General features: G+C 42.4%; 21 protein-coding genes. 2 read left to right on the forward strand and 19 right to left on the reverse strand.

The genetic code is table 11. The features are described 5' to 3' along the window. Positions 1 to 44: 44 nt before the first annotated feature. The 9 genes from LI074_RS00920 to LI074_RS00960 all read right to left on the reverse strand — a co-directional run bounded on the left by LI074_RS00920 (position 45) and on the right by LI074_RS00960 (position 8659). Positions 45 to 806 (reverse strand): DeoR/GlpR family DNA-binding transcription regulator, encoded by a 762-nt coding sequence (locus LI074_RS00920; protein WP_173697601.1) that lies wholly within the window; start codon positions 804 to 806, stop codon positions 45 to 47. Positions 807 to 907: 101 nt separating this feature from the next. Next, positions 908 to 1882 carry an ABC transporter ATP-binding protein gene (locus LI074_RS00925; RefSeq protein WP_173697602.1) on the reverse strand — a complete coding sequence of 325 codons (975 nt, stop codon included), beginning with the start codon at positions 1880 to 1882 and terminating at the stop codon, positions 908 to 910. Between the two features lie 3 nt (positions 1883 to 1885). Beyond that, entirely contained in the window at positions 1886 to 2875 is a 990-nt protein-coding gene (locus LI074_RS00930; protein ID WP_022380021.1) for an ABC transporter ATP-binding protein, read from the reverse strand. Between the two features lie 12 nt (positions 2876 to 2887). After that, positions 2888 to 3787, reverse strand: a complete 900-nt coding sequence (locus tag LI074_RS00935; protein ID WP_020993648.1) for an ABC transporter permease — start codon at positions 3785 to 3787, stop codon at positions 2888 to 2890. Between the two features lie 13 nt (positions 3788 to 3800). Further along, complete coding sequence (locus LI074_RS00940) at positions 3801 to 4721, reverse strand: ABC transporter permease (RefSeq protein WP_022380019.1); 921 nt, start codon at positions 4719 to 4721, stop codon at positions 3801 to 3803. A gap of 212 nt (positions 4722 to 4933) precedes the next feature. Beyond that, the gene (locus tag LI074_RS00945; RefSeq protein WP_020993649.1) at positions 4934 to 6544 is read right to left on the reverse strand and encodes a glutathione ABC transporter substrate-binding protein; all 1611 of its coding nucleotides are present in this window, start codon (positions 6542 to 6544) and stop codon (positions 4934 to 4936) included. A gap of 391 nt (positions 6545 to 6935) precedes the next feature. Then, positions 6936 to 7796 (reverse strand): mechanosensitive ion channel family protein, encoded by an 861-nt coding sequence (locus LI074_RS00950; RefSeq protein ID WP_055060087.1) that lies wholly within the window; start codon positions 7794 to 7796, stop codon positions 6936 to 6938. 307 nt (positions 7797 to 8103) lie between these two features. Then, on the reverse strand, positions 8104 to 8397 hold the full coding sequence (locus LI074_RS00955; protein ID WP_020993650.1) for a DUF1294 domain-containing protein: 294 nt from the start codon (positions 8395 to 8397) through the stop codon (positions 8104 to 8106). Between the two features lie 28 nt (positions 8398 to 8425). Continuing rightward, on the reverse strand, positions 8426 to 8659 hold the full coding sequence (locus LI074_RS00960) for an HPr family phosphocarrier protein (protein WP_020993651.1): 234 nt from the start codon (positions 8657 to 8659) through the stop codon (positions 8426 to 8428). 163 nt (positions 8660 to 8822) lie between these two features. On the opposite strand from LI074_RS00960, the gene LI074_RS00965 reads away from it, so the two are divergent. Further along, positions 8823 to 9716, forward strand: coding sequence for a LysR family transcriptional regulator (locus LI074_RS00965; protein WP_008706289.1), 894 nt, complete (start codon positions 8823 to 8825; stop codon positions 9714 to 9716). A gap of 87 nt (positions 9717 to 9803) precedes the next feature. Here the strand turns inward: LI074_RS00965 and LI074_RS00970 are convergent, their stop codons facing one another. From LI074_RS00970 to dapF, 8 genes are all read right to left on the reverse strand, one after another. Beyond that, a complete protein-coding gene (locus tag LI074_RS00970; RefSeq protein WP_173697603.1) occupies positions 9804 to 11963 on the reverse strand; it encodes a Tex family protein in 2160 nt (719 codons plus the stop codon). 179 nt (positions 11964 to 12142) lie between these two features. Further along, positions 12143 to 13423 carry a M28 family metallopeptidase gene (locus LI074_RS00975; RefSeq protein ID WP_173697604.1) on the reverse strand — a complete coding sequence of 427 codons (1281 nt, stop codon included), beginning with the start codon at positions 13421 to 13423 and terminating at the stop codon, positions 12143 to 12145. Positions 13424 to 13608: 185 nt separating this feature from the next. Further along, positions 13609 to 14691 (reverse strand): DUF975 family protein, encoded by a 1083-nt coding sequence (locus tag LI074_RS00980; protein WP_173697605.1) that lies wholly within the window; start codon positions 14689 to 14691, stop codon positions 13609 to 13611. 14 nt (positions 14692 to 14705) lie between these two features. Further along, positions 14706 to 15914, reverse strand: a complete 1209-nt coding sequence (locus tag LI074_RS00985) for an aspartate kinase (protein ID WP_062808119.1) — start codon at positions 15912 to 15914, stop codon at positions 14706 to 14708. Between the two features lie 163 nt (positions 15915 to 16077). Continuing rightward, positions 16078 to 17292 carry a homoserine dehydrogenase gene (locus LI074_RS00990; RefSeq protein WP_161233615.1) on the reverse strand — a complete coding sequence of 405 codons (1215 nt, stop codon included), beginning with the start codon at positions 17290 to 17292 and terminating at the stop codon, positions 16078 to 16080. Positions 17293 to 17298: 6 nt separating this feature from the next. Beyond that, positions 17299 to 17754 (reverse strand): ACT domain-containing protein, encoded by a 456-nt coding sequence (locus LI074_RS00995; protein WP_008706279.1) that lies wholly within the window; start codon positions 17752 to 17754, stop codon positions 17299 to 17301. Between the two features lie 168 nt (positions 17755 to 17922). Then, positions 17923 to 19033, reverse strand: a protein-coding gene (gene prfB, locus LI074_RS01000; RefSeq protein WP_096788358.1) for a peptide chain release factor 2 whose coding sequence is annotated in 2 segments (ribosomal slippage) — positions 17923 to 18957 and positions 18959 to 19033 — 1110 coding nt in all. Because the reading frame shifts where the segments join, the coding sequence is not laid out codon by codon here. 237 nt (positions 19034 to 19270) lie between these two features. Further along, on the reverse strand, positions 19271 to 20119 hold the full coding sequence (gene dapF, locus LI074_RS01005) for a diaminopimelate epimerase (protein WP_055054012.1): 849 nt from the start codon (positions 20117 to 20119) through the stop codon (positions 19271 to 19273). A 617-nt stretch (positions 20120 to 20736) separates the two neighbouring features. Between dapF and LI074_RS01010 the strand changes: the two genes are divergently transcribed. Continuing rightward, positions 20737 to 21597: a helix-turn-helix domain-containing protein gene (locus LI074_RS01010; protein WP_008706276.1), complete on the forward strand. Its 861-nt coding sequence runs from the start codon at positions 20737 to 20739 to the stop codon at positions 21595 to 21597. 129 nt (positions 21598 to 21726) lie between these two features. Here the strand turns inward: LI074_RS01010 and LI074_RS01015 are convergent, their stop codons facing one another. Together LI074_RS01015 and secA are read right to left on the reverse strand one after the other, a co-directional pair. Continuing rightward, the gene (locus LI074_RS01015; RefSeq protein ID WP_008706275.1) at positions 21727 to 23193 is read right to left on the reverse strand and encodes a sodium-dependent transporter; all 1467 of its coding nucleotides are present in this window, start codon (positions 23191 to 23193) and stop codon (positions 21727 to 21729) included. Between the two features lie 282 nt (positions 23194 to 23475). Then, positions 23476 to 26052: a preprotein translocase subunit SecA gene (gene secA / locus LI074_RS01020; RefSeq protein ID WP_008706273.1), complete on the reverse strand. Its 2577-nt coding sequence runs from the start codon at positions 26050 to 26052 to the stop codon at positions 23476 to 23478. Positions 26053 to 26243: the final 191 nt, after the last annotated feature.

Consider the following 26243-nt stretch of genomic DNA (forward strand, 5'->3'; position numbering starts at 1 on the left):
CTGATTTAACCAGATCAGATAAGTCCCCCGAAGACCTACCTGTATCAGAACAATTTCACCCCTGCTCTCTCCAGTGTACTCACGATCGTATCATCTGGAAATTCATCCGTAACAATTCCGCTGATATCATCAAAGTATGCATATTTATAGGAATCGTTGAAATAGAATTTATCCTTTTCCATAACAACATATTTATGTCTGCTGCTGTACACGGCTGCTTTCTTTGTCAATCCGTCCTCTACCCCCAATGTAGTAATTGCACAATCAGTCATATCCACACCGCAGCTTCCTATAAATGCACGGTCAAAGCTATACTGCTTAATCACTTCTATCGTTGCAGCTCCCATAAATCCGTTTACTGTCTGGTACATTGTTCCCCCTGTACCGATTGCAGTAATAGACGGATTTGTGGCAAGGATCTGCAGGATATCTATCATATTGCTCACCACTACCACACGCATATTTGACGTGGCAAGAAGCTTTGCCAGCTCGATATTTGTGGTAGAAATATCAAGGAAAATCGTTTCGTTATTCTTAATCAGTTTAAATGCTTTGGCTGCAATTGTTCTCTTTTTGTCAAGGTTAAACTGGCGTCTGTCTACTACGTCTCTCTTCAGCGGATAATCCTGTGAAAGGATTGCGCCGCCGTAGGTTCTCTTTAACTTACCGGCGTTTTCAAGAATCTTAAGATCTTTTCGGATACAGTCTTCTGTGACCTGAAACATTTCACTCAATTCCTTAACCTTGATTTTTCCGTTTTCACGAAGACATTTCTCTATTGCGCTTTGTCTTTCCTCAGTAAACATAGCCCCTCTTTCCTCATCCATTCATGATGACCTGTATCTCTCAGTGAATCCTGTTTTCTTCACTGTTCATCTTCAGGTGTAATATTGTTATTTCGGAATTCCTATTCTGTAAGTTTTGGATAATGACATTTTACAATATGACCCGGTGCAATTTCAACAGGTGTCGGCACCCGTGTCTTACATTTTTCTGTACAATGTGGGCAGCGTGTATGGAATAGACATCCACTTGGCGGATTACTCGGACTTGGAAGATCACCTTTTAAGGTAATACGCTCTTTCTTCACTTCCGGATCCGGGATCGGAACTGCGGAAAGAAGTGCTCTTGTATATGGATGTCTCGGGTTTGCATACAGTTCTTTCTTTGGAGCTGTCTCTACGATCGTACCCAGATACATAACACCGATTCTGTCTGAAATCATCTCAACGACACTCAGGTCATGGGAGATGAACAGATAGGTAAGATTAAAGTCTTTCTGTAACTGCTGCAGAAGATTTAATACCTGCGCCTGGATAGAAACATCAAGGGCAGATACCGGTTCATCTGCAATGATCAGCTTTGGCTGCACTGTCAGCGCTCTGGCAATTCCGATACGCTGGCGCTGACCACCGGAGAATTCATGCGGGTAACGCTCTCCATGAGACGGGCTTAATCCTACAGTGCCGAGAAGTTCATGTACTTTCTTAAGGCGCTCTCCTGCACTCATGTTTGTGTGGATCAGAAGTGGCTCACCGATAAGATCCTGAACTTTCATTCTCGGATTCAGGGAACCGTACGGATCCTGGAAAACCATCTGAATATCAGAACGCAGCGGACGCATTTCTTTCTCGGAAAGTCTGGAGATTTCTTTTCCTTCAAACCAGATCTCACCGGAATCCGGTGTGATCAGATGATCGATCAGTTTACCTGTCGTAGATTTCCCGCATCCGGACTCGCCTACCAGCGAAAAAGTTTCACCTGGATAAATATCAAAAGATACATCATTTACCGCATGGACAAATTTCTTCTTGCTGAACATTCCTCCGTTTGCCTGGAATGTTTTCTTCATATTCTTTACTGATAATAACGGCTCGCTCACAGGTTACGCCTCCTTTCCGGTTTTGTTGAGCAGATGACATCTGCATTTTCTGGTACCTGCTTCGTTGATATCTGCAAGCTCCGGTTCCTGTTGATGACAGATATCCATTGCATATTTACATCTCGGTGCAAACTTACATCCTTTCGGCATTACGGACAGATCCGGTACGCTTCCCGGAATGGACGGAAGAGATTCCACACCACTTCCAAGTTTCGGTACAGAACCGATCAGACCCTGTGTATATGGATGTTTCGGATCTGCAAAAAGTTCCTGCACAGGCGCTTCTTCTACAATTCGGCCGGCATACATAACAACAACTCTGGAACACATTTCAGCAACAACACCAAGGTCATGTGTGATCATCAGAATACCTGTATTCTTCTTTGCCCTGATGTCCTCCATCAGCTCCAGGATCTGTGCCTGAATGGTAACGTCAAGGGCTGTAGTCGGCTCGTCCGCAATAAGAAGCTCCGGCTCACAGGACATTGCCATAGCGATCATAACACGCTGGCACATACCGCCTGAAAGCTGGTGCGGATAACTCTTTAATGTCATATCCGGTTCAGGGATACCTACTGATTTCAGTACTTCGAATGCTCTGTTGTGCGCTTCTTCTTTTGAGAAATTGTTATGGAGCAGGATTGCTTCTGTCAGCTGTTTCTCAATTCTCATACATGGGTTCAGAGAGTTCATCGGCTCCTGAAAGATCATGGCAACTTCACGTCCTCTGATCTTTCTCATACCTTTTTTATCTTCTTTGAGAAGATCCTTGCCATTAAGCAGGATCTCACCGTTGGAAATCTTACTGTTGCGTGCCAGAAGTTTCATAATGGAAAGGGAAGTTACGGATTTACCGCATCCGGACTCTCCTACCAGACCAAGAATCTCACCTGGCTGAATGGAAAAACTTACATTATTAACTGCTGTCACCCATGTTTTATCTCTTTTAAACTCCGTACGGAGATTCTTTACTTCTAATAATTTTTCTGCCATGGTTTCTTCCTCCTAGTTCATCTTTGGATCCAGGGTATCTCTGAGACCGTCGCCCAGCAGGTTGAATGCCAGAACTGTAAGGAAGATCAGAATACCAGGGAACAGTACCATGTGAGGAGCTGTATTCAGATAGTTACGTCCTGTGGAAAGCATGGAACCCCAGTCAGGCTCTGTAACGTTTGCACCGAATCCCAGGAAGCTTAAGGATGATGCAGCAAGGATTGCAGTACCTACACGCATGGTAAAGTTAACGATCATAGACTGGATCGTACCAGGGAAAATATGTACAAACAGGATTCTTGTGTTTGAACATCCCAGGGAACGGGCAACCTCTACATAAGGAGCCTGCTTTACGGAAATCGTCGCGCTTCGTATGATTCGTGCGAAGGACGGCACTGTAAATACCGCAACTGCGATCATAACGTTTACCATACCCTGTCCGATGATGGCAACAACTGCGATAGCCAGCAGGATATCAGGGAAAGCGAAAAGTACATCACAGCATCTCATAATCAGGGAATCGATAATTCCGCCGTAGAAACCTGCGATCAGTCCAAGAACAACACCGATAGCCGTACCAATGATCGTCGCTGTCAGCGCGCATGTAAGAGAAAGTCTGGTACCAACCATCAGACGGGAGAAAACATCCTGTCCGTATTCATTGGTTCCCCAGATGTGAGCTGCGCTTGGCCCCTGCATCATAGCTGTGTAATCCGGTGCCTGCGGATCATACGGAACTACATACGGTCCGATGATTGCCATTAAGATAATAAAAACTATAAATGCCAGAGAAATCACTGCTGTTTTTCTCTTCATAAATTTCTTGACAAATTCTTTGAACTTGCTCTGTGCCTTAGGGAGTTCTTCGGCAGCAGCAAGGTTAATGTTTGATGTTGTGTTCTTATCTGCCATCTTCTCTCCTCCTCTACTCATAACGTACTCTTGGGTTGATCACGCCATAAAGAACATCTACGATCAGGTTGATCAGGATATATTCTGTAGCAAAGAACAGAAGTAATGCCTGAACAACTTTGTAATCTCTCATCTGGATGGAGTCTACCAGAAGACGTCCAAGTCCAGGAATGGAGAATACTGTCTCTGCCATAACAGATCCGGAAAGGAGACCACCGATCTGAAGTCCGGCTACTGTTACGATCTCGATCAGAGAGTTCTTAAATGCATGGCGCATAACAACCAGTGATTCAGAAAGACCTTTGGCGCGTGCGGTACGCACATAGTCCTCACGCATGGTCTCAAGCATGGAAGATCTGGAAAATCTGGCAAGTACGGCCATGATTCCTGCTCCCATTGTAAGTGATGGAAGAATATAGCTCTTCCAGGTTTCCAGTCCACTGGTCGGAAGCCATCCCAGGCTTACTGAGAAAAGCTGGATTAATTCCAGACCTAACCAGAAACTTGGAACAGATATACCTGCGATTGCTATGATCATACCTACATAATCAAGAATTCTGCCATGAAATACGGCAGCGATGATACCGATTGCAATACCGATGATCGCAGCCCATATCATGGATGAGAATGTCAGCATGATAGTTGGTTTCAGTCTTGGTGCGATTGTCTCTGCTACGGTTTTACCGTTTTTGATAGAGTTTCCCAGATCTCCTGTAAAAAGACCTTTCATATATTTGCCATACTGTACAAGTAGTGGCTCATCCAGTCCCAGCTGTTCACGTACAACTGCCACATCTTCCTTTGTTGCATCCTGACCGGCTACCAGTCTTGCCGGATCACCGGGAATCATATGGATAAACATAAATACTACGAATGAGATAACCAGAAGCAGCGGGATCGTGCTTATCAAACGTTTACCTAAATAACGTCCCATATTTTTCCTCCTTATCATTTTCTTACCTGTTGTTTATATTTGATGCTTTATAGTCGGAGAACTGCCATAGTGAATCTTATGGCAGTTCTTCGGTTTGAACATCTTTGTCCTGTATTCACACTGCTGTATCGGCAGTATTTTATGGAATTGCTGCAATTTCAGATCAGGCAGCCAGATTTATGTTCTTCGCAGCCTGTTCTCAGACAAATTACTTACTGTGCTAAAGTTGCATTTGCGAAGTTAAATGCTCCGTCCGGAGATACATATACGCCAGACAGATAAGATTTTGTAGAATAGATGATCTGGTCATTGCCAAGGAATAACCACGGGCATGCTTCCCATGCGATCTTCTGAGCATCGCTATAGTATTTAGCCTGTTCTTCTTCGTTAGCTGTTGCAAGACCTTCATCCATATCTTTATCAAAATCAGCATCGTTGAAATATGCTGTGTTTGCACTTGTAGGAGGGCACATTGTGCTGTAAAGCAGGGAACGTAAAGAACCATCCATTGTGAAGTCAGATGCAGACCAGTTTACATACCACATATTGATCTCAGCATCTTCTTTGTCAACATAAATCTTGTCACTTACAGTTGCAGGCTCCATTGGCTGAACGTCAACTTCGATACCGATCTGAGCAAGCTGCTGGGAAATAAATGTCATACCTTTGATTTCCTGTGTTGTGTTATCGCCCCACAGAGTAAGTTTGAATCCGTCTTCGTATCCGGCTTCTTTCATAAGTTCTTTTGCTTTGTCTACATCATATGTGTAAGCTTCCTGCTCTTCATATCCGCCGATGATAGATGGAACTACAGATGTAGCCGGTTTTCCGTATCCGGAATACATTAACTGGATGTATGCATCTTTGTCAATCGCATAGTTCATAGCCTGACGTACTTTTACATCAGAAAGCTGTTCCAGATCCATGTTCAGAGTTACATATCTCATGATGTTAGAGTCTGTTGTAAGGATATTTACATCGTCTGTTCCTTTGATTGCTTCGATCTGGTCAGACGGTGTAGGATAGATGAAGTCTGCTTCACCTGTCTGAAGCATAGCTGTACGTGCACCTGCTTCCGGAACCTCTTTGATTGTTACAGTGTCAACGCCCGGTTTGTCTCCCCAATAATCATCATTGCGCTTAAAGCTTGTGTGGTCTCCCTCTTCCCATTCTGTACATACATATGGGCCGGTTCCGCATGGATGGTTCATGATATCATTGCCATACTCTTCAAGAGCTGCAGGGCTGATGATACAGAACTGTGTCAGACGGTTGATAAATGGTGCCCATGCCTGTGTCAGTTTGATAACCAGTGTGTAATCATCCGGTGTTTCAATGCTGTCTACACGAGGTGTTTCAGATCCGTCTTCGTTAGTTACGATAAATGTTCTTCTTTGACGAAGGTTGTTGTCTTTGTTAACTACACGATCGTAGTTTGCTTTAACTGCTGCTGCATTGAAGTCTGTTCCGTCCTGGAATTTAACGCCCTGACGAAGTTTGAAAGTATAAGTAAGAGAGTCATCGGAAACTTCCCATGATTCAGCAAGTTTGCCTGTTAATTCCTGGTTCTCATCAAAAGAAACCAGTGTCTCGTATACACCACGTGTAGCAGAGATTGCGTTTGTATCCGGAATGTTTGCCGGATCCATGGAGCTTACGCTTCCTTCGATTGCGATCACCAGATCATTGTCGGATGATTTGGAATCTTCATTTGTGGCTTTGAGAATATAGCCGTCATCATCTGCTGCAAATGCTGTAGCGGACATGGAAACTGTCATTACTCCTGCAAGAGCTGCTGCCATAACTTTTTTGTACATTTTCATAGTTTTCTCTCCTTTTCTTTCTGTACATTGTTACTTAGTTACAATCACGAAGTTAATTTTGGGTACAAAAAAAGTGTTTTTATATTTTTGCGTCTTTGCAATGTATAAAAATCGTGCAGCAATCCATTTACTTACATGCGCCTTTGCATCTTCATAAAAACACTTAGTTGTTTAACTTGACTCCAGTATAGCAATCTGTTGTCCTATTGTCAATTATTTTGTCGTATTTTATATTATTTTGGTGGTATTATACCAATATCTGACAATGAAATTGGTATAAATTACTATAAATTAAGGATTATTTATTCTTGTTTGGTATTATTTGGCTATAATCTGTACAAACAATAAGTCCTCTAAACCTTATAGTTGGTTCAGAGGACTTATGTTGTTATCATATCTGTTTCTTCACATGAACCTGCAGCTGATTGTACGGGATTTCAATTCCGTTTGCATCAAACGCTTCTTTGATCAGTTCATTAAGCCGCCACCTGGCAGGCCAGTATTTCTCCGTAGCCACCCACACACGCAGTCCCATGACCACTGCGCTCTCTCCAAGCTCATCTACAAACACCACCATTCCCTGGTCGTCTTTCGTATCTTCATCATTATGAAGGATTTCTTCCAGGATTGCTTTTGCTTTCTTAATGTCTGAATCATAAGAAATTCCTACTTTGATCTCCAGCTTACGAAGATCTCTGGCAGTTACATTTGTAATAATGCTGCCGGACAGCGTTCCATTTGGGATTACAATGTGTTTGTTATCTATGGAAATCAGAGTTGTATAACAGATTTCTATTTTGTATACAGTTCCTTCGCACCCATTCTGCTGTGCGATAATGATATAATCCCCCACTTGAAATGGTTTAAAGATCAGAAGCATGATCCCGCCCGCGATATTTGCAAGACCGCCCTGCAATGCAAGACCTACCGTTACACCAGCAGTACCAAGCAGTGCTGCAATAGAGGATTCCCTTACACCAAAATGAGTGGCAATGCTAAATACCAGCAAAATGTAAAGTACAATTCTCAACAGCGACCCTGTAAACTGGATCACACCTTTGTCTACAGACGCACGCTCCATGGACTTCTTTATGAAAGAAACAAACCACTGGATCACTTTGCGCCCGCCCACAAATACCAGCAATGCCATTACTACTTTCAGTCCCAGTTTCGTCAAAGCCGGAAGATAGTCTGAAAAATACTGCTTATAGCTGTAATATAAACTTTTTGCCTCCTGAATTTCCTGGTCCAATATTTTTCACCTGCTCTCTTATATTTTTGTCATGTATTATTTTTCTGCCCTTCTTTCATTTAACAGGCAGCTTTTCATATAATATCAGGGTTAAAAGATGTCTTTCCCCTGACTTGATATCTACGAATTACTCCGCTGCTTTGCAGATTCCGCAATTCTCATATAAGAGTAGCATAACATACCTCATTCTCTGTAACAATCAATTTTATTCGGGCAAAAAAAGAAAGCGGACAATATATCCGCTTTACTGACACAGGATTTCACGCTCTGATGAGCTAAAATCAATATGCATTATTTATAAGGATTGCTATAAGCGCAGAATAATACCCTCATTTCCCGAAAACAGAAAATAAATAATTAGTTGAATAATCAGTATCGCTGGAACTCCTGTCTTAAATTTCGGCTTTCTTGTTTTATGATGAAATACCTTCATACCGGCCAGAGCTCCCACCGACCCTCCGATCACCGCCAGAAATATCAGCTGCGCTTCCGGTATGCGCCACTGTCCGGCTTTTGCCCTGCTTTTATCCAAGCCATAGATAAAAAATGTGACTACATTAATGATAATCACATAAATATATAGAAGATTTGTAGATGTCATCTGCACCTGCGAATTCCTTTCTTTAATCTTAACATGCCAGACCTGCTATCACTGATTCAAAATCCTCATCATAACCATCATATTTAAGTTCCAGAGGTTCTTCCACATCAAGGCTTAATACTCCGAGAATAGATTTGGCATCAATAAAAATTTTTCCTTTAGATACAATGTCAATATCAAATGGACATCTGACTGCCGCACAGACCAGTTTCTTTGCTGCCTCTACGTCATTAATCTTAATTGTCTTATTTGCTGTTGTCATATTCGGTAATCTCCCTTCCCTTTTGGTCTCCGTCCTATTGTCAGGACTTTTATATTGATTTTTTGACCCAGTCGTATTATACTGATTCACACATTGATATACAAACGTTATTTTTCTATATCAGATATTCTATTTTTATATAGCATAAGGAGCCGACTGTATCATGATTCTTGATTATTATCGTATTTTTTACTATGTTGCCCAGTATAAGAGTTTTTCCAAAGCAGCCGACGTTATGGGAAACAATCAGCCTAACATTACCCGGTGTATGAACATTCTGGAGAATGAACTGGGATGTAAACTTTTTATCCGTTCCAATCGCGGAGTACAGCTGACCATTGAAGGAGAAAGACTTTTTGAACATGTATCAATTGCAATAGAACAGCTTGTATCAGGAGAAAATGAACTTCTCAAAGATAAAGGTCTGGAAAGCGGACTTGTAAATATTGGTGCCAGTGAAATCGCACTGCGTTTATTCTTGCTGAACGAACTGGAAGTCTTTCATCACCGTTATCCACATGTAAAGCTGAGGATTTCTAATCATTCCACACCACAGGCAGTTCAGGCACTGGAAAACGGTCTGGTAGACTTTGCAGTAGTTACCACACCTGTCGCCCTGAAAAAACCGCTTCAGAGAATTCCCCTCTATTCTTTCCGCGAGATCCTTATAGGCGGAGAGGAATATGCGGAAACAGCTTCCAACAAACACTGTCTTCAGGATCTGCAGGATATCCCTCTGATCGGGATTGCTCCCGGAAGCAGTACAAGAGAATTATATACACAGTATTTTATGCGCCATAACCTTCCCTTCTCACCTGATATGGAAGTGGCAACTACTGACCAGATCTTCCCTATGGTGCAGCACAACCTGGGAATCGGATTCTTCCCTGAAGAGCTTGCTGCTGAACATATTGCTCAGGGGAAAATCGTCCAGATTCCCATTGAAGAGCCTCTTCCTGAACGAAAGATCTGTCTGATCCGCAATGTAAAAAGGCCACAGAGCATTGCAGCACGCAGCCTTGAAGAACACCTCACATCACACCGGGAAACAGAATAACTGTTACTGCAGACAGCAGTACCCCAAAAAACAGGGATCACTCCTGCAGATATCCGGTCTGCAGTGGTAATCCCTGTTTTATTGATGTTATTTATTTAATCCTTTCATGGATAAGCTGATACGTTTTTTCTTCATATCAACTCCGATTACTCTTACATCTACGATATCCCCTACACTCACCGCTTCCAGAGGATGTTTGATAAATCTCTCTGTCATCTCGGAAATGTGCACCAGACCGTCCTGATGTACACCGATATCTACAAATGCACCGAAATCAATAACATTACGGACAGTTCCCTTCAGCACCATTCCTTCTTTCAGATCTTTCATTTCAAGAACGTCTGAACGAAGGATCGGTTTCGGCATGTCATCACGAGGATCTCTTGCCGGTTTCTCCAGTTCCTTTACAATATCACGAAGTGTGATCTCACCGATTCCCAGTTCTGCTGCCATCTTCTTATAGTCTTTTACCTGCAGGGAAAGTCCAAGGAGATTTCCTGCCACAACATCATTTGGCTTATATCCAAGTCTTGAAAGAAGTGCAGATGCTGCTTCATAGCTCTCAGGATGTACACTTGTTGCATCCAGAGGATTCTTTCCACCTGAAATACGCATGAAACCTGCACACTGTTCAAATGCCTTCGGTCCTAATTTCGCTACTTTGAGAAGTTCTTTTCTGTCTGTAAACTGACCATTCTCTTCTCTGTAAGCTACGATATTTTTGGCAATTGCTTTGCTGATACCGGAAATATACTCAAGCAGAGATGCAGATGCTGTATTTAAATCTACACCAACTTTATTTACGCTGTCTTCTACAACGCCGCTTAATGCTTCATCCAGTTTCTTCTGGTTCATATCATGCTGATACTGACCCACACCGATAGATTTCGGATCGATCTTAACCAGTTCTGCAAGCGGATCCTGTACACGTCTTGCAATGGAAGCCGCACTTCTCTGTCCTACATCAAAATTCGGGAATTCCTCTGTAGCCAGTTTGCTTGCAGAATACACAGATGCTCCTGCCTCATTTGTGATAACATACTGCACCTTTTTTTCCGGGATTTCTTTGAGCATATCTACGATCACCTGCTCGGATTCACGACATGCTGTACCGTTTCCTACTGAAATAAGGGATACACCGTATTTTTCGATCATACCTTCCACTGTATCCTTGGCAGCACGGATCTTTTTCTCAGTAGTCGGAGCTGTGGGATAAACAACTGTTGTATCCAGAACTTTACCTGTTGCATCTACAACTGCCAGCTTACAGCCTGTACGGAACGCAGGGTCCCATCCAAGTACGACTTTGCCTGCGATTGGAGGCTGCATCAGAAGCTGTTCCAGATTCTTGCCGAATACATGGATCGCACCGTCTTCTGCCTTATCAGTAAGGTCACTGCGGATTTCTCGCTCGATAGCCGGTCCGATCAGACGTTTGTAACTGTCTTCTACAACTGCTTTCAGAATCGGAGTTGTATTCGGGTTATCTTTTTTGATCACTCTCTTATTCAAATAACGAAGGATGTCTTCCTCCGGTGCATTTACTTTAACAGTGATAAATTTCTCTTTCTCACCACGGTTTAACGCAAGAATACGGTGTCCTGCCAGTTTCCTGATCGGCTCCTCGAATTCATAATACATCTCATATACAGACTGAGTTTCCGCATTCTTTGCTGTGGAAGAAATACTTCCGTTCTTTGTTGTCAGGTTACGGATGTAGATACGATAGTCTGCTTCATCGGAAATACGCTCTGCAATAATATCTTTAGCTCCGTTCAATGCTTCTTCAACATTCTTAACACCCTTTTCTTCGGAGACATACGCCCTGGCTTCCTCTTCTACCGGCTTGTCTGTCATCTGCAGAAGAATGATATCTGCCAGTGGTTCCAGCCCTTTCTCTTTGGCAATTGTCGCACGGGTACGACGTTTCGGGCGATATGGTCTGTATAAGTCCTCTACTACAACCAGTGTCTGGGCATCCAGAATCTGTTTCTTCAGTTCCTCAGTCAGCTTGCCCTGGTCTTCGATGCTCTTTAATACCTGATTCTTCTTATCTTCCAGATTTCTCAGATACGTCAGTCTCTCAAAGAGTGCACGAAGCTGCTCATCATTAAGGGAACCTGTTGCTTCTTTTCTGTATCGGGAAATGAATGGGATGGTGTTGCCTTCGTCAATTAATTTGACTGCGGCTTCTACCTGCCATTTCTCCACCTTCAATTCCTGTGTGATTACCTGAATAATATCCATTAATTTTTTATCTCCTCTTGTTGCTTTTCAGAATGCAGATGCGTGTAACTGACCCTTGCATCCACATTGTTTTTCTTCTATAGCATAAAAAACGCTCTTGTGATAGGGTATCAATCTGGCGTTCATTTGTCAAGTGTGGGATTGATTCTGCCAATATGATACATACTGCCGGAATAACATTAGCCAAAATATTCATCCAGCTGTCTGATAAACTCTTCCGGCACTTTCCGTTCAAACGGAAAAATTTCGATGTTTCCCAGTCTGTCCGCGATATATCCCAGTAAGATCGCGCTTCTCTCCAACGACCAGTCCGACAGAAGTGCAATGGTATCATGACGTGTATGCATGCCAAATCCATCCCTGTTTAATGTCATAGCCGGAATACCTTTCCACGCAAAGGTGTTAGAATCGCTTCCCCAGATCTGATTCTTTGTAGACATGCCGATTCCTGTCTCATGAGCCATATATATGATCATATTGCAGATTGACGCATCACCTGTCACTCCTACAACCGTTCCGCCCACAAGCTGTCCCGCAAGGTCTACATTCATATTGAAACGATGAACCTGCAATTCTGACTCATGTTCTTTAATATAGTTCTGACTTCCAAGCAGACCTTTCTCTTCTGCACCAAACCATACGAATTCCATTGTTCTGCGTGGTCTGTGTTCTTTGAAATATCTGCAAAGTTCCATGATGATCGCGGCACCAGACATGTTATCGTAAGCACCAGGACCCTCTGGTACGGAATCATAGTGTGCAGTAAGAGTCAGGATCTCCTCTGCTTTATCTGTTCCTTTGATTCGTGCCACTACATTTCGGGATGTACGTGTCACTGTCTCCTGTTCTACGGACAGGCAAGCCTTAGCTGCCCCTCTTGTCACTAGTTCGACAGCATCTTTATAATGAATGCTTACACCCGGAATTCTGTTATCGTAATTTGCCGCTTCTATCCCGGCTGCTTTTTTCTCTTCACCTGGCAGATTCTTCGGTAAGCTGTATGCACGCGGTGTCAAATCTACGCCCTCGTCCAATGGGGAACCGGCAATACTGATAAAACCGGCTACACCTGCTTTCACCAGTTTCTGGTACAGTTCCTTTCTTACCGGGTCATTTACCATAACAATTTTTCCTCTGGCATTTGCGAGGCTGATCTCATCAGCATTCTCCACATACAAAAAAGATTCATTCCGTCCATTCTCATCTGTATTGGCACATCTTCCATATCCGGTTACGATGTATTCTTTTGCATATGGTTCCGTTATCGTAAGCTTCGCCTTTTTTACCTGAAAAGTTTCAAAACAAAACTCTTCCAGATGGTTCTCCACACCAAAACTATTCAATGTTTCCTGAATAATCGTTGCTGCTTTTTCCTCTCCTACAGTTCCTGCCTCTCTGATATAATCAAACTCCGCCAGAAACTCCATCTGACGTTTTCCACTGATTTCATTTGTGTTCATAATTGTAAAAACCTTCCTCAAATATATTTATGCTACCAGCAATTATTCTTATTATACCATTTACGTATAAGCTTTTTCCACCATTATAAATGAGAAAATTCAGTAAAACCAAATTAATAAAAATAAAAAAGACCTTTATCAACATTTTTACATTGTGTCAGTTAAAGGTCTTTCATATTATGATTTTATTTCAAGCTATTGAAGTATTCATCCCATGGTTTTGGTTCGTTATCTTCTTCCTCTTCCGGAATTGTCTGACTCTGCAGGCTGTCCTGTACTTCTTTACTCTCTGAAGAATCATATGGGTTATCCTGTGTCGTTCTATTATTTTCCACAGAACCATACAAACTATCCTGGGTATTCTCACTTGCTGCATTATTCCGCACTTCTTTGTTCTCATCCGAAGCCACTGATGAATCACCTGTCACACTCCAGAACTGCTGCGGATGCGTCTGATCTTCCTGTGGCTGTTCGTTCTGTGAATAGCTGTCAAACATGGGATTCACATAGTCTCGTGCCACACGTTCTTCTTCCTCTTTCTGCACTTTAAGCTCCCCTGTCAGATCACGATAGAACATTATTTCTGTCATGGCCATATATGGAAATATCCACAAAAGTGCAATATAGAATGTAAAAACAGAAAGAAACATCAATGGGATAAAGCTTATCTTCAGCATCAGATATCTTCCGAAGTTTCCATGCATCATCTCCAGACTCTCTTTCATAGCCTCTGTACTTTTCAATTCCAGCTTATCTGCCAGAATATAATAAGTCATCTCCAGAGGAATGACCAGAATCTGATAAACAATCATTCCTACGATCATCAGAACAGCACCTGTATACAGCCAGGTGATCAGCACCTCCACAGAAGCATCTTCACCCGGAAGATTCGCATTACTGTAAATCGTATAGGGCAGCATGGTAAGCAGATTCAGTACTGCCATAAAAAATCCGGCAACGATCACTCTGTCCGGGTGATGTCTGTAAAAATAAAACAGATCATTTAATGAATATGCTTTCCCTCTGGCAATATTCAGATACATATAATTCATACCTGCCGCGACCACATTGATCAGCAGAGTCAGAATAAATGTAAATGCATACGACAACACAATATCAATTGTTTCCTCTCCCGGAAATAAAGCCGAGGATATCATGCTGCTGATCAGAGCCAGTGCCTGAACTGCAACAAATGCCAAGATCAGTATCCCATATTTTCCTGACATGGCCTGCTTCGCATAGTTTTTTAATTCACGTCTCGATGTCATGTAATTCTCCTAAATCAGTCTGCCAGACCAAAGGCATCATGTACTGCATTCATTGCGCGCACGCCGTCCTTTTCATTGATCAGAACTGTCACACGAATCTCGGATGTAGAAATCATATTGATGTTTACACCCTCATTATAGAGGCTCTCAAACATCTTTGCAGCTACTCCGGGATTACTCATCATTCCTGCACCTACGATGGAAAGCTTCGCAATATTTCTCTCAGAATGAAGCTCTGCAAATCCAAGTCTTGCCTGATTTGCATCCAGAACTGCAACTGCATCATCCAGATCATTTCCATCGACTGTGAAGGAAATGTCCTTTCTGCCCGCACGTCCGATAGACTGCAGGATCACATCTACATTAATATTCTTCTTCGCAAGGGTATCAAATAATTTAAAAGCTACACCCGGCTCATCCTTTAATCCGATTACCGCAATTCTCACTGCATCTGTATCCAGCGCAACACCGCTGATCAACATTCTCTCCACTGTAACTTCCTCCTTTACCACAGTTCCTTCACTGTTGTTTAAACTTGAACGTACCACAAGCGGCACGCCATATTTCTTCGCCATCTCCACAGAACGGTTGTGAAGCACACCTGCCCCGAGAGTCGCAAGGTCAAGCATTTCATCGTAAGTGATCTCTTTGAGCTTTCTTGCTTTCGGAACCTTACGCGGATCTGCTGTGTAAACACCATCTACATCTGTATAGATTTCACAGGCATCTGCATGAAGAGCAGCCGCAAGAGCAACCGCTGTTGTGTCAGAACCGCCTCTTCCAAGAGTCGTATAATCATCATACTTGTCAACTCCCTGAAAGCCGGTAACTATTACAATCTTTTTGCTGTCCAGCTCTCTTCTGATACGCTCTGTATCAATTCTTTTTAAACGTGCATTTCCATGACTGCTTGTCGTATGCATGGAAACCTGAAAAGCATTCAGGGAAACCGCAGGAACTCCCAGTTTATCCATCGCCATTGCCATCAGTGCAACAGACATCTGTTCTCCGATGGTAAAGAGCATATCCATCTCTCTTTTCGGCGGTTTCTCATTGACATCCCTTGCCATAGTGATCAGTTCATCCGTATATTTCCCCATTGCGGACAGAACGACAACCACGTCATTTCCTTTTCTGTACTCTTCTATACAGCGGTTGGCAACATTAAAGATACGTTCTTTATTTGCAACCGATGTACCGCCAAATTTCTTGACAATCAACATTGTTTTACTTCCTCCATAATAAGTTTACAGGAAAGAGAAGATTCTCATATCTTCCCTTTCCTGTTCTGTTTACAGTAATCACTGTACAAATATTTATCTGAAGTATTGTATCAGTGTCCACCTTATCAGGCACACTATATGATACACGAAATCTGTCAGTTTATCAATCTTTAACTCGAATCTTTGCAAGTACCTGATCTCCGATCTGAGCCAGTTTCTCTTCAAATGCTCCCTGTGTCATTTCATCAGTGATAAATGCACATTCCTGTGGAAGCTGTCCCAGGCTGATGATCTCAACATCACCAAATACCTTCTTCGCTTCTTCTGTTGCTTCTTTTTTGATTCTCACAAAAAATCTTCCTGTCACTTCATCCAGTGGTTTCAGTACTGCCGGAGTGCTGTTCCAGTTTGTCACAATATTAACATGGAGATGTTTTGCGGCATCCACAATATCACCAACTACAGCACTTGCTGTAGGCAGTTTACCTGCACCGCTTCCATAGAACATGGCATCTCCAAGCATATTTCCATGTACAAATACTGCATTAAACACATCATTTACACTGTAAAGAGGGCTGTTCTGGCCGAGCATAAACGGTGCTACCATTGCATAACAGGTTCCGTCTGCCAGTCTGCGGCTGGTTCCAAGAAGTTTGATGGTTCTGCCAAGCTTCGCAGCATACTCCATATCTTCAGGTGTGATCTTTGTAATTCCCTCTGTATAAATATCTTCAAAATCAAAATATCTCTCATAAGCAAGAGAGGAAAGGATTGCGATCTTACGGCATGCATCATATCCTTCCACGTCAGCGGTAGGATCTGCCTCTGCATAACCCTTCTGCTGTGCTTCCTTTAATACAGTGTCAAATTCACAGCCTTCTGTGCTCATCTTATAAAGCATGTAGTTGGTAGTTCCGTTCAGGATACCTGTCACTTCGTCAATCTCATCTCCTGTAAGGGAAGAATTGATGACACGAATGATCGGGATTCCGCCGCCACAGCTTGCTTCAAATAAGAAGTTAATGCTCTTTTCCTTTGCAATATCCATCAGCTCGCGGCCATGCTTTGCAACCAGAGCCTTATTGGAAGTGCAGACATTTTTTCCTGCCAGAAGTGCCTTCTTTACAAAAGTATAAGCAGGCTCCACACCGCCCATAACCTCTACTACAATATCTACTTCCGGATCACTGACGATCTGTTCATAATCATGGACCAGAACCTTCTCTACCGGCTGTCCCGGAAAATCACGAAGATCCAGAACATATTTTACATGAAGTTCCTGTCCCGCACGTCTGGAAATGCTCTCTTTATTTTCATTTAATACTTCAAATACGCCGCTTCCAACTGTGCCATATCCTAAAATTGCTACATTGATCATTTTCTTTTACTCCCTGCCTAATATTTTCAGATAATGAATTCCTTCATTCTGTTCAATCGTCTCTACCATTGCTTCTGCATCTCCCTCGCCCGGAAGAATGTCCACACTCAGAGTAAGTGTGGCAATCCCATTGATAGGAATACTCTGATGAATGGTGAGAATGTTTCCATGAAACCGTGCAATCGTCTGCAGGACAACCGACAAAAGCCCCGGTTCATCATCCATCTGGATAATAAAGGTGATCGTCTTTCCCCTTGTCTCTTCATGAAATGGAAAAATATCATCTTTGTATTTGTAGAAAGAGCTTCTGCTGATTCCTGTGCGCTCTGCTGCATCCTGTACAGTGTCCACTTTGCCGGAGTCCAGAAGCTTCTTTGCCTCCACCACCTTCAGCAGGACTTCCGGAACTGCTCGTTCCCTCACTACAAAATATTTCTTTTTCTCTGTTACTGGTTTCTGCATATCAATTTACCTGTCCGTTCTTTAAAGACATTTGTTTTTACACACTGGATATATTATCACACCACACAAAAATACGCAAGAAATATATTCTGCTGAATCATTGTGTAAAATCATTATGCCTCAACACGAAAAAGGCTGTCCTGATTTCAGACAGCCTTTTTTATTCTTTTATTTCTTCAGTGCGATCCATTTCAGATATGCATTGATGAAAATATCAATTCCTCCGTCAAGTACTGCATCCACATTTCCGGTCTCCTCGTTTGTACGATGATCCTTTACCATGGTATATGGCTGCATAACATAAGAACGGATCTGATTTCCCCATCCGATATCTGTCACCTCACCGCGGATACCAGAGAGTTTTTCCTCTGCCTCCTGCTGCTTGAGAAGATACAGCTTGGCTTTCAGCATCTGCATGGCTTTATCTTTATTCATGTGCTGAGAACGTTCATTCTGACACTGTACCACGATTCCGGTAGGATAATGTGTGATACGGATGGCAGATGATGTCTTGTTGATATGCTGACCGCCGGCACCACTGCTTCGATAAGTATCAATACGGATCTCATCGTCATTGATCTCTACATCCAGATCCTTCTTGATATCCGGCATAACATCACAGGATACAAAAGATGTCTGTCGCTTACCTGCTGCATTGAAAGGAGAAATACGCACCAGACGGTGAACTCCCTTCTCTGATTTCAGATAACCGTAAGCATTTGTTCCGTTTACCTGGAAAGTAACCGATTTGATACCTGCCTCATCGCCGTCCAGATAATCCAACACTTCCAGGGTAAATCCTTTCTTATCTGCCCAACGACTGTACATACGGTAAAGCATACCGCACCAGTCACAGGCCTCTGTTCCGCCTGCACCTGCATTCAGCTTAATGATAGCATTCTCACTGTCATATTCTCCGGAAAGAAGTGTCTTGATACGGATATTGTCAAAATCCTTCTGAAACTCATCTAGCATTTCCTGAATCTCAGGAATCAGTGCAGGATCGTTCTCCTCATATCCCATCTCGATCATGGTTTCCATATCTTCCATCTGTGTAACCAGATTCTGATAGGTCTCCATGTCATCTTTCATGTCTTTTAATTCTTTCATTTTCTTCTGGGAAACTTCTGCATCATCCCAGAAATCAGGCGCTTCCATTTCGCGCTCTAATTCTTCGACCTTCTGCTCTTTGTTAGCCAGGTCAAAGTGAATCCCTCACTTCCACTAATGGTTCTGTATAAGTCGCAAGAATGCTCTTGAACTGGTCTAATTCAACCACAGCTTCACCCACTTTCTTATTATAAATATTCTCTGTCGGACTCCCTGTGGATAACCGACTGAATTGCTATAGATTATAGCAGTCCTAGTAAATAATTCGTTTAAAATAATACCATATCTTTAAGCAAATTACAAACAAAGAATTACCCACAGCGTGAAATGATCATTTATCATAACAATCATTTCACACTGTGGGTAATCATACTTTACACTGAATTACGCATAAAGTCTGTGTAATTTATGAGAAGAAGCTCTCTGCAACACTTATATCTGCAATATATCCCACTGTTCCTGTCATATAGATAGTTCCGTCCTCTTCCATATCGATCTGTATCATTCCGCCCGGCTGATTTACATTAATACGGGATTCCACCAGTCCCAGCTTATAGGCTGCCGCTGCCGCCGCACAGCTTCCTGTTCCGGAAGCCTTTGTATATCCGGAGCCTCTTTCCCAGATTTCAATCTCCAGATTTCCCTTGTCGACCTGACGGCAGATCTGCAGGTTCATTCTCTCCGGAAATTCATCTGCATTCTCCACATAAGGTCCCAGATTCTTTACAGCTTCTGCACTTACATTGTCTGTAAAAATAATGCAGTGTGGATTACCAACTGTCAGGCAGGTAGCCTTGTATTCTTTTCCATGGAATACGAAATTCTCCTTAATTACTTCACGAACTTCACCGGAAACAGGGATATCGCTGGAGATAAAAGATGGTTTTCCTATGTTTACTTTAAATTCCGTTGCCCGGCTGTTCAGGCATTCCACATGAATCGTGCCTGACATAGTTTCAATGTCAAATTTTTTCTCAGTAATATATCCATTATCCATCAGATATTTGGCAAAAATACGCACGCCGTTTCCACTGATGGCAGATTCACTTCCGTCTGCGTTAAAAATACGCACACCCAATTTCCCATCAATTTCTACCGGTCCATAAAGCACACCGTCAGCGCCAAGCCCAAATCCTCTCTGGCAGAGAAGTGCAATCTTCTTTCCCTGAAGCTGTACCTGATTTTTCTTCGGATCAAGAATCAGATAATCGTTTCCAAGTCCCTGATATTTACTCATAATAATTGTATTTGCCATAACCATATCTCTCCTTCTGATTTATAATCCCGGATACTTCCCGCTTTTGTATCTGCATTGATAATCAATTGTCGGGCAATCTTTCCAACTCACTTCGCCACTTGTCTGGTTAAATTTTGTGTCAGGTAATTTTCTCATATCACATCCTGACTTTATATTCATTATATTTTATTGTTTTTACCATGTATATAGAGTAAAATGCTTAAAACATTGCAAAAAATGCTCTGTAGGTATTACAAAAAAGACCATTATATCAGTTCTCTGATATAACAGCCTTACAGCAGCATCGCTCCTCTCTGTTCAGTTTTCTATTTCTTTACCCTATTTCGAAATAGTTACAAAGTTTTTACGATTACTTTGTAATTGCATGATACTATTATCGTGTAATAATGTCAATATCTTTGTAGCATATTTTCTCAGAAATTATAAAATATATTCGTTACTATTTGTTACATTCTTAGTAATAATTGTACATTTACGCATTAAATGATATGATTATACCATGAATCAAACTTTTCCCTCCGCTTATTGCTTTCCACTGCTTATTTCTTTTCACAATCTCCACAGGGGACTTGCTTGATTCGATTAAATAATCATTGCAGATATCGGAGGCAGATATGTTATTATCAGAACAGTTCTATCAGACAGAAAAAACAGGATACCTGAACGAACAATTCCGACTTTTTCATCTTAAAGACCAGACCAGAAAGGAATTCTCTTACCATTATCATGATTTTCACAAGGTAGTTATCTTCATCTCCGGCAAGGCTGCTTATCATATAGAAGGAAAAGCTTATCAACTGAAACCATGGGACATTCTTCTGGTAAACCGCCATGCCATCCACCGCCCGGAGATTGATCCATCTGTTCCATATGAACGTTTTATTCTCTGGATCCAAAACGATATTCCCTGGCAGGAACTGCTGAAATGCTTCCAGAAAGCAAATGACCGAAGCTATAATCTGGTACGTCTGAACTCTGCTCTTCAGGAAAAGATGAAAGACATCCTGTTTGAACTGGAAAATTCTGCAAAATCCGATGAATATGGAAGAGAAATCCTGACACAGTCACTTTTTCTCCAGTTTATGGTTTATCTGAACCGTATCTTTCTGGAAAAGCAGTACATTTTTGATAAAAAATCCTACACCTTTGACTCGCAGATTGCCAGTATCCTTCAGTATATCAACCACAATCTGAAAGAAGATCTATCTGTAGAAACGCTTTCTGCCAGATATTATGTAAGCAAGTACCATCTGATGCGGAAATTCAAACAAGAAACCGGCTATACCCTTCATAATTATATTGTAAACAAGCGGCTTCTTATGGCACGTACTCTGATCTCAAATGGAATGCCTGTGACAAAAGCAGCACAGGAAAGCGGGTTCGCAGAATACAGCACTTTTTCCCGGGCATACCGTAAACAGTTCAAAACCAACCCCAGCGAAGAACTGCCTCATTATAGCAATCCTCTAAAATAATGCATCCACTACCTTTACACAACAATTCCATAACACAAAAAAGATGTAACCATGTCTGAAAGAATCTTTCTTCTCAGACATAATTACATCTTTTATTGTTCTCAGGTCGGGCAGATATTCGCGCTCCGCTTACTGTTTCACTTTCTTCTTCGCTGTCGCACAGTAGAATACGAATCCCAGCAGTACCAGTGCCACGATCATCCATCCGGCCAGTGCTGCTGTTCCCAGACCTGCAAATTTATCATAGTAACCTTTCAGATAGATCACAATGATAATCGCCGGAATTCCATAGGCAACATAATTTTTCAGACATTTCGGGAATTTCATACCTGTACCGGCATTCACCTCTGCAATGAAATTGTCCCATCCCCATCCGTTCTTTCTGGTACAAAACAGAAGGTAACCAAGACTTCCAAGAGGAAGAAGGTTATTAGAAACAATAAAGTCTTCCAGATCCATGATGTTGCTTCCATCTCCGAATGGCTGGAATCCGGAAAGTACATTGAATCCAAGCACACATGGAATGCTTAAGATCACAACAAGAACTGCGCAGACAACAACACTCTTTTTACGGTTCCAGCCAAACAGTTCCATATTAAACACGATCAGGTTCTCAAATACAGCAATGATCGTTGAAACCGCAGCAAATGTCAGAAACAGGAAGAACAGACTTCCCCACAAAGCCCCTCCGCTCATCTTTGCAAAAATATTGGGCAGAGTGATAAAGATAAGGCTTGGACCTGCATCCGGCTGGATTCCATAGGAGAAACATGCCGGAATAATGATAAATCCTGCTGTCAGCGCAACAAAAGTATCGAGTACGGTGATGCTTACCGCCTCTCCGGTAAGGCTTCTGGATTTGTCCAGATAACTTCCGAAGATCAGCATGGCACCAATACCAATGGATAATGTAAAGAATGACTGACTCAATGCCGCAAATACTACATTACCAACTCCTGCTTCCTTAATCTTCTGAAAATCAGGAATCAGATAGAAGCTGATTCCTTCTCCCGCGCCTTCCATCATTACTGAATGAACCGCAAGGATCACCATAATGATAAGCAGTGCACTCATCATTACTTTGGAGATTTTTTCAATACCATTCTGCAATCCCATGAAACAGACTGCAAATCCGATCAGACAGATGATCACCATCCATAACATCATCGTCGGTGCATTTCCCAGCATATCGGAAAAAGACTGTGTTACTGCTTCCGGAGTCGCTCCAACGAAATCTCCCCGCAGACTCTTCACACAATAGTAGATCATCCATCCTCCTACTGTTGTGTAAAACATCATCAGCATATAACATCCAATAATACCAATAAATTTCAATGGCTTCCAGCAGCTTCCTGCAGGTGCCAGTTTGTCAAAACATTTCGCAACACTTGTGTGGCTTCCCCGTCCTACCGCAAATTCTGCTACCAGAACCGGAATACCGAGAATAACCAGAAAACATAAGTAGATCAGGATAAAGGCCGCGCCTCCATATGCCCCGCAGATATACGGAAACTTCCACACGTTTCCAATACCGATGGCACATCCTGCTGACACCAGGATAAAACCAAGGCGTGAGCCGAAAGACTCTCTTTTCATACTGTTTTTCCCCCTTTATGGAATTGTTATGTGACTGTTCATCAATCATAATCACATAGCTGTGGATGTACTGAACAGTTCAGACAGATATTCACAATCTGCCAATTCAACGCGCTAACGTGTTTTTGCGCACGATAAAAGGGCCTCATGATTCAGCCCTTTTATTTTGCAGCAGACATGATCTGCTCACAATGTTCTTTTTACAAAATCATTACTGCCCGCTCTGTAGTAATGAACTCACCACATACAGAAATGGGAGTCTTCTCAACTGAGATAAACGAGTCAGACCTTATTCTTACGTCCACAGCACTGTTTGTATTTCTTACCGCTTCCACATGGGCAGGGATCGTTCGGATATACTTTGATTTCTTTTCTCTGAACCGGTTTCTTAGGACCGGCACTGTCATCCTTGTTTGTTCCGGTAACTTTAGCTACCTGTTCACGCTCAATCTTCTGCTCTACATGTACATGGTACAGCATACGAAGAGTATCTTCCTGAATGGATGTGATCATCTCGTTGAACATATCAAATGCACTCATTTTATATTCAACAACCGGATCTCTCTGTCCATAAGCAGCAAGTCCGATACCCTGACGAAGGATTTCCATATCATCAATGTGATCCATCCACTTGCTGTCAATGCATTTCAGAAGTACAACTCGCTCTAATTCACGAAGCTGCTCCGGTTCCGGGAACTCTGCTTCTTTTTCTTCATAGAGCTTCACTGCCTCTTCTTTCAGTTCATGTCTGATCTCATCGCGTTTCTTGCCTTTTACACTCTCAGCTGTAAGCGGTCTGATCGGAATGATCGGAGTAAGAACACCGTTAAATTCATTCAGATCCCACTCTTCAGAATCTACATCATCAGAGAAACACATATCAACATAAGTATCCACTGTATCCTGGATCATCTTATAGATTGCTTCACGCATATTCTCACCGTCGAGAACCTGACGACGTTCTTTGTAGATGATCTCACGCTGTTCATTGTTTACCTGGTCATAATCAAGAAGATTCTTACGGATACCAAAGTTGTTAAACTCAATCTTCTCCTGAGCTTTCTCAATTGCATTGGAAAGCATCTTGTGCTCAATCTGTTCATTCTCTGCAACACCAAGAGATGTAAAGATCTTCATCAGTCTCTCAGAACCGAACAGACGCATCAGGTCATCTTCCAGGGAAATATAGAAACGGGATTCACCCGGATCTCCCTGACGTCCGGAACGTCCGCGAAGCTGATTATCAATACGTCTGGACTCATGACGTTCTGTACCGATGATCATCAGACCACCTGCATTTCTTGCCACATCATCCAGCTTGATATCTGTACCACGACCAGCCATGTTAGTGGCGATCGTAACTGCTCCTGCCTGACCTGCCTGTGAAACAATCTCTGCCTCAAGTTCATGGAACTTGGCATTCAATACATTATGTTTGATTCCCTGTCTCTTCAGCATACGGCTGAGAAGCTCGGAAGTTTCAATCGTAATGGTACCGACCAGTACAGGCTGCTGTTTCGCATGAGCTTCCACTACAGCATTGACAACTGCGTTGAATTTCTCTTTCTTTGTCATATAAACAGCATCTTCATGGTCAACTCGGATAACCGGTCTGTTAGTCGGGATTTCTACAACGTCCATTGCATAGATATCACGGAATTCTTTCTCCTCTGTGACAGCTGTACCGGTCATACCGCCCTTCTTATCATATTTATTAAAGAAGTTCTGGAAAGTGATGGTTGCCAGAGTCTTGCTCTCACGTTTGATCTTAACATGCTCTTTCGCTTCGATTGCCTGATGAAGACCATCTGAGTAACGGCGTCCCGGCATGATACGTCCGGTGAATTCATCAACAATAAGGATTTCATCATCTTTAACTACATAATCCTGATCCTTATGCATCAGGTTATGGGCACGAAGTGCAAGTGTAATATTATGCTGAATCTCCAAATTCTCCGGATCTGCCAGGTTTTCAATATGGAAAAATTTCTCAACCTTATGAACGCCCTGCTCTGTAAGGTTTACGATCTTATCTTTTTCATTTACAACGAAGTCACCTGTCTCGATAACTTCTTCACCCATGATGGCTGCCATCTTGGTCATCTCATGGCTGGCTTCACCGCGCTCTAACTGCTGAGCAAGGATATCGCAGGCCTCGTATAACTTGGTTGACTTACCGCTCTGTCCGGAAATGATCAGAGGGGTACGTGCCTCGTCGATGAGAATGGAGTCGACCTCATCGATGATACAGTAGTGCAGATCTCTCTGTACCAGCTGTTCTTTATAGATGACCATGTTGTCACGCAGATAATCGAAACCGAGTTCGTTGTTCGTAACATAGGTAACATCACAGTTGTATGCAGCACGACGCTCATCCTGCTTCATATCATTTAAAACAACACCGACTGTCAGGCCAAGAAACTCATGGATCTTTCCCATTTCTTCCGCATCTCGTTTAGCCAGGTAATCGTTGACTGTTACGACATGCACACCTTTGCCTTCCAGTGCATTTAAATATGACGGAAGTGTGGCGACAAGTGTTTTACCTTCACCTGTTCTCATCTCTGCGATACGTCCCTGATGGAGAATGATACCACCGATAAGCTGCACACGGAAATGTTCCATTCCAAGAACACGCTTGCCTGCTTCACGTACAACCGCAAATGCCTCAGGAAGCAGATCATCCAGTGTCTCTCCCTCTTCAAGACGTTTCTTAAATTCTCTTGTTTTTCCTCTGAGTTCTTCGTCGCTTAACTTCTGCATGTCCGGGCGCAGGCTCTCAATTTTCTCAACCAGAGGCATGATACGCTTAACCTCTCGCTGGCTGCGGGTCCCGAATACTTTTGAAAACATATTCATATTAGGTTTTACTCCTGTTTATTTCTTTTTTATACAAGCATTGCTGCCATATAACAATTGCTACTGTGCGGAATAATTTCTGTTCACTCCGTCCACAGCAGACATGTCAGCAGCATGCGAACATTACAAACGCTTACTATAATACACAATACTTGTATATTCTAACACTTTCCGTTATGGAAAACAATGAA

The organism is Blautia sp. MSK18_10 (genome assembly GCF_020553185.1).
In the GTDB taxonomy this organism is placed as follows: Bacteria; Bacillota; Clostridia; order Lachnospirales; family Lachnospiraceae; genus Blautia_A; species Blautia_A wexlerae.

Excerpts from the sequence above, each read along its gene's own strand:
- LI074_RS00920 (WP_173697601.1), bottom strand. The coding sequence starts at position 806 with ATGTTTACTGAGGAAAGACAAAGCGCAATAGAGAAATGTCTTCGTGAA.
- LI074_RS00930 (WP_022380021.1), bottom strand. The coding sequence starts at position 2,875 with ATGGCAGAAAAATTATTAGAAGTAAAGAATCTCCGTACGGAGTTTAAA.
- LI074_RS00935 (WP_020993648.1), bottom strand. The coding sequence starts at position 3,787 with ATGGCAGATAAGAACACAACATCAAACATTAACCTTGCTGCTGCCGAA.
- LI074_RS00940 (WP_022380019.1), bottom strand. The coding sequence starts at position 4,721 with ATGGGACGTTATTTAGGTAAACGTTTGATAAGCACGATCCCGCTGCTT.
- LI074_RS00945 (WP_020993649.1), bottom strand. The coding sequence starts at position 6,544 with ATGAAAATGTACAAAAAAGTTATGGCAGCAGCTCTTGCAGGAGTAATG.
- LI074_RS00955 (WP_020993650.1), bottom strand. The coding sequence starts at position 8,397 with ATGACATCTACAAATCTTCTATATATTTATGTGATTATCATTAATGTA.
- LI074_RS00960 (WP_020993651.1), bottom strand. The coding sequence starts at position 8,659 with ATGACAACAGCAAATAAGACAATTAAGATTAATGACGTAGAGGCAGCA.
- LI074_RS00965 (WP_008706289.1), top strand. The coding sequence starts at position 8,823 with ATGATTCTTGATTATTATCGTATTTTTTACTATGTTGCCCAGTATAAG.
- LI074_RS00970 (WP_173697603.1), bottom strand. The coding sequence starts at position 11,963 with ATGGATATTATTCAGGTAATCACACAGGAATTGAAGGTGGAGAAATGG.
- LI074_RS00975 (WP_173697604.1), bottom strand. The coding sequence starts at position 13,423 with ATGAACACAAATGAAATCAGTGGAAAACGTCAGATGGAGTTTCTGGCG.
- LI074_RS00980 (WP_173697605.1), bottom strand. The coding sequence starts at position 14,691 with ATGACATCGAGACGTGAATTAAAAAACTATGCGAAGCAGGCCATGTCA.
- LI074_RS00985 (WP_062808119.1), bottom strand. The coding sequence starts at position 15,914 with ATGTTGATTGTCAAGAAATTTGGCGGTACATCGGTTGCAAATAAAGAA.
- LI074_RS00990 (WP_161233615.1), bottom strand. The coding sequence starts at position 17,292 with ATGATCAATGTAGCAATTTTAGGATATGGCACAGTTGGAAGCGGCGTA.
- LI074_RS00995 (WP_008706279.1), bottom strand. The coding sequence starts at position 17,754 with ATGCAGAAACCAGTAACAGAGAAAAAGAAATATTTTGTAGTGAGGGAA.
- dapF (WP_055054012.1), bottom strand. The coding sequence starts at position 20,119 with ATGGCAAATACAATTATTATGAGTAAATATCAGGGACTTGGAAACGAT.
- LI074_RS01010 (WP_008706276.1), top strand. The coding sequence starts at position 20,737 with ATGTTATTATCAGAACAGTTCTATCAGACAGAAAAAACAGGATACCTG.
- LI074_RS01015 (WP_008706275.1), bottom strand. The coding sequence starts at position 23,193 with ATGAAAAGAGAGTCTTTCGGCTCACGCCTTGGTTTTATCCTGGTGTCA.
- secA (WP_008706273.1), bottom strand. The coding sequence starts at position 26,052 with ATGAATATGTTTTCAAAAGTATTCGGGACCCGCAGCCAGCGAGAGGTT.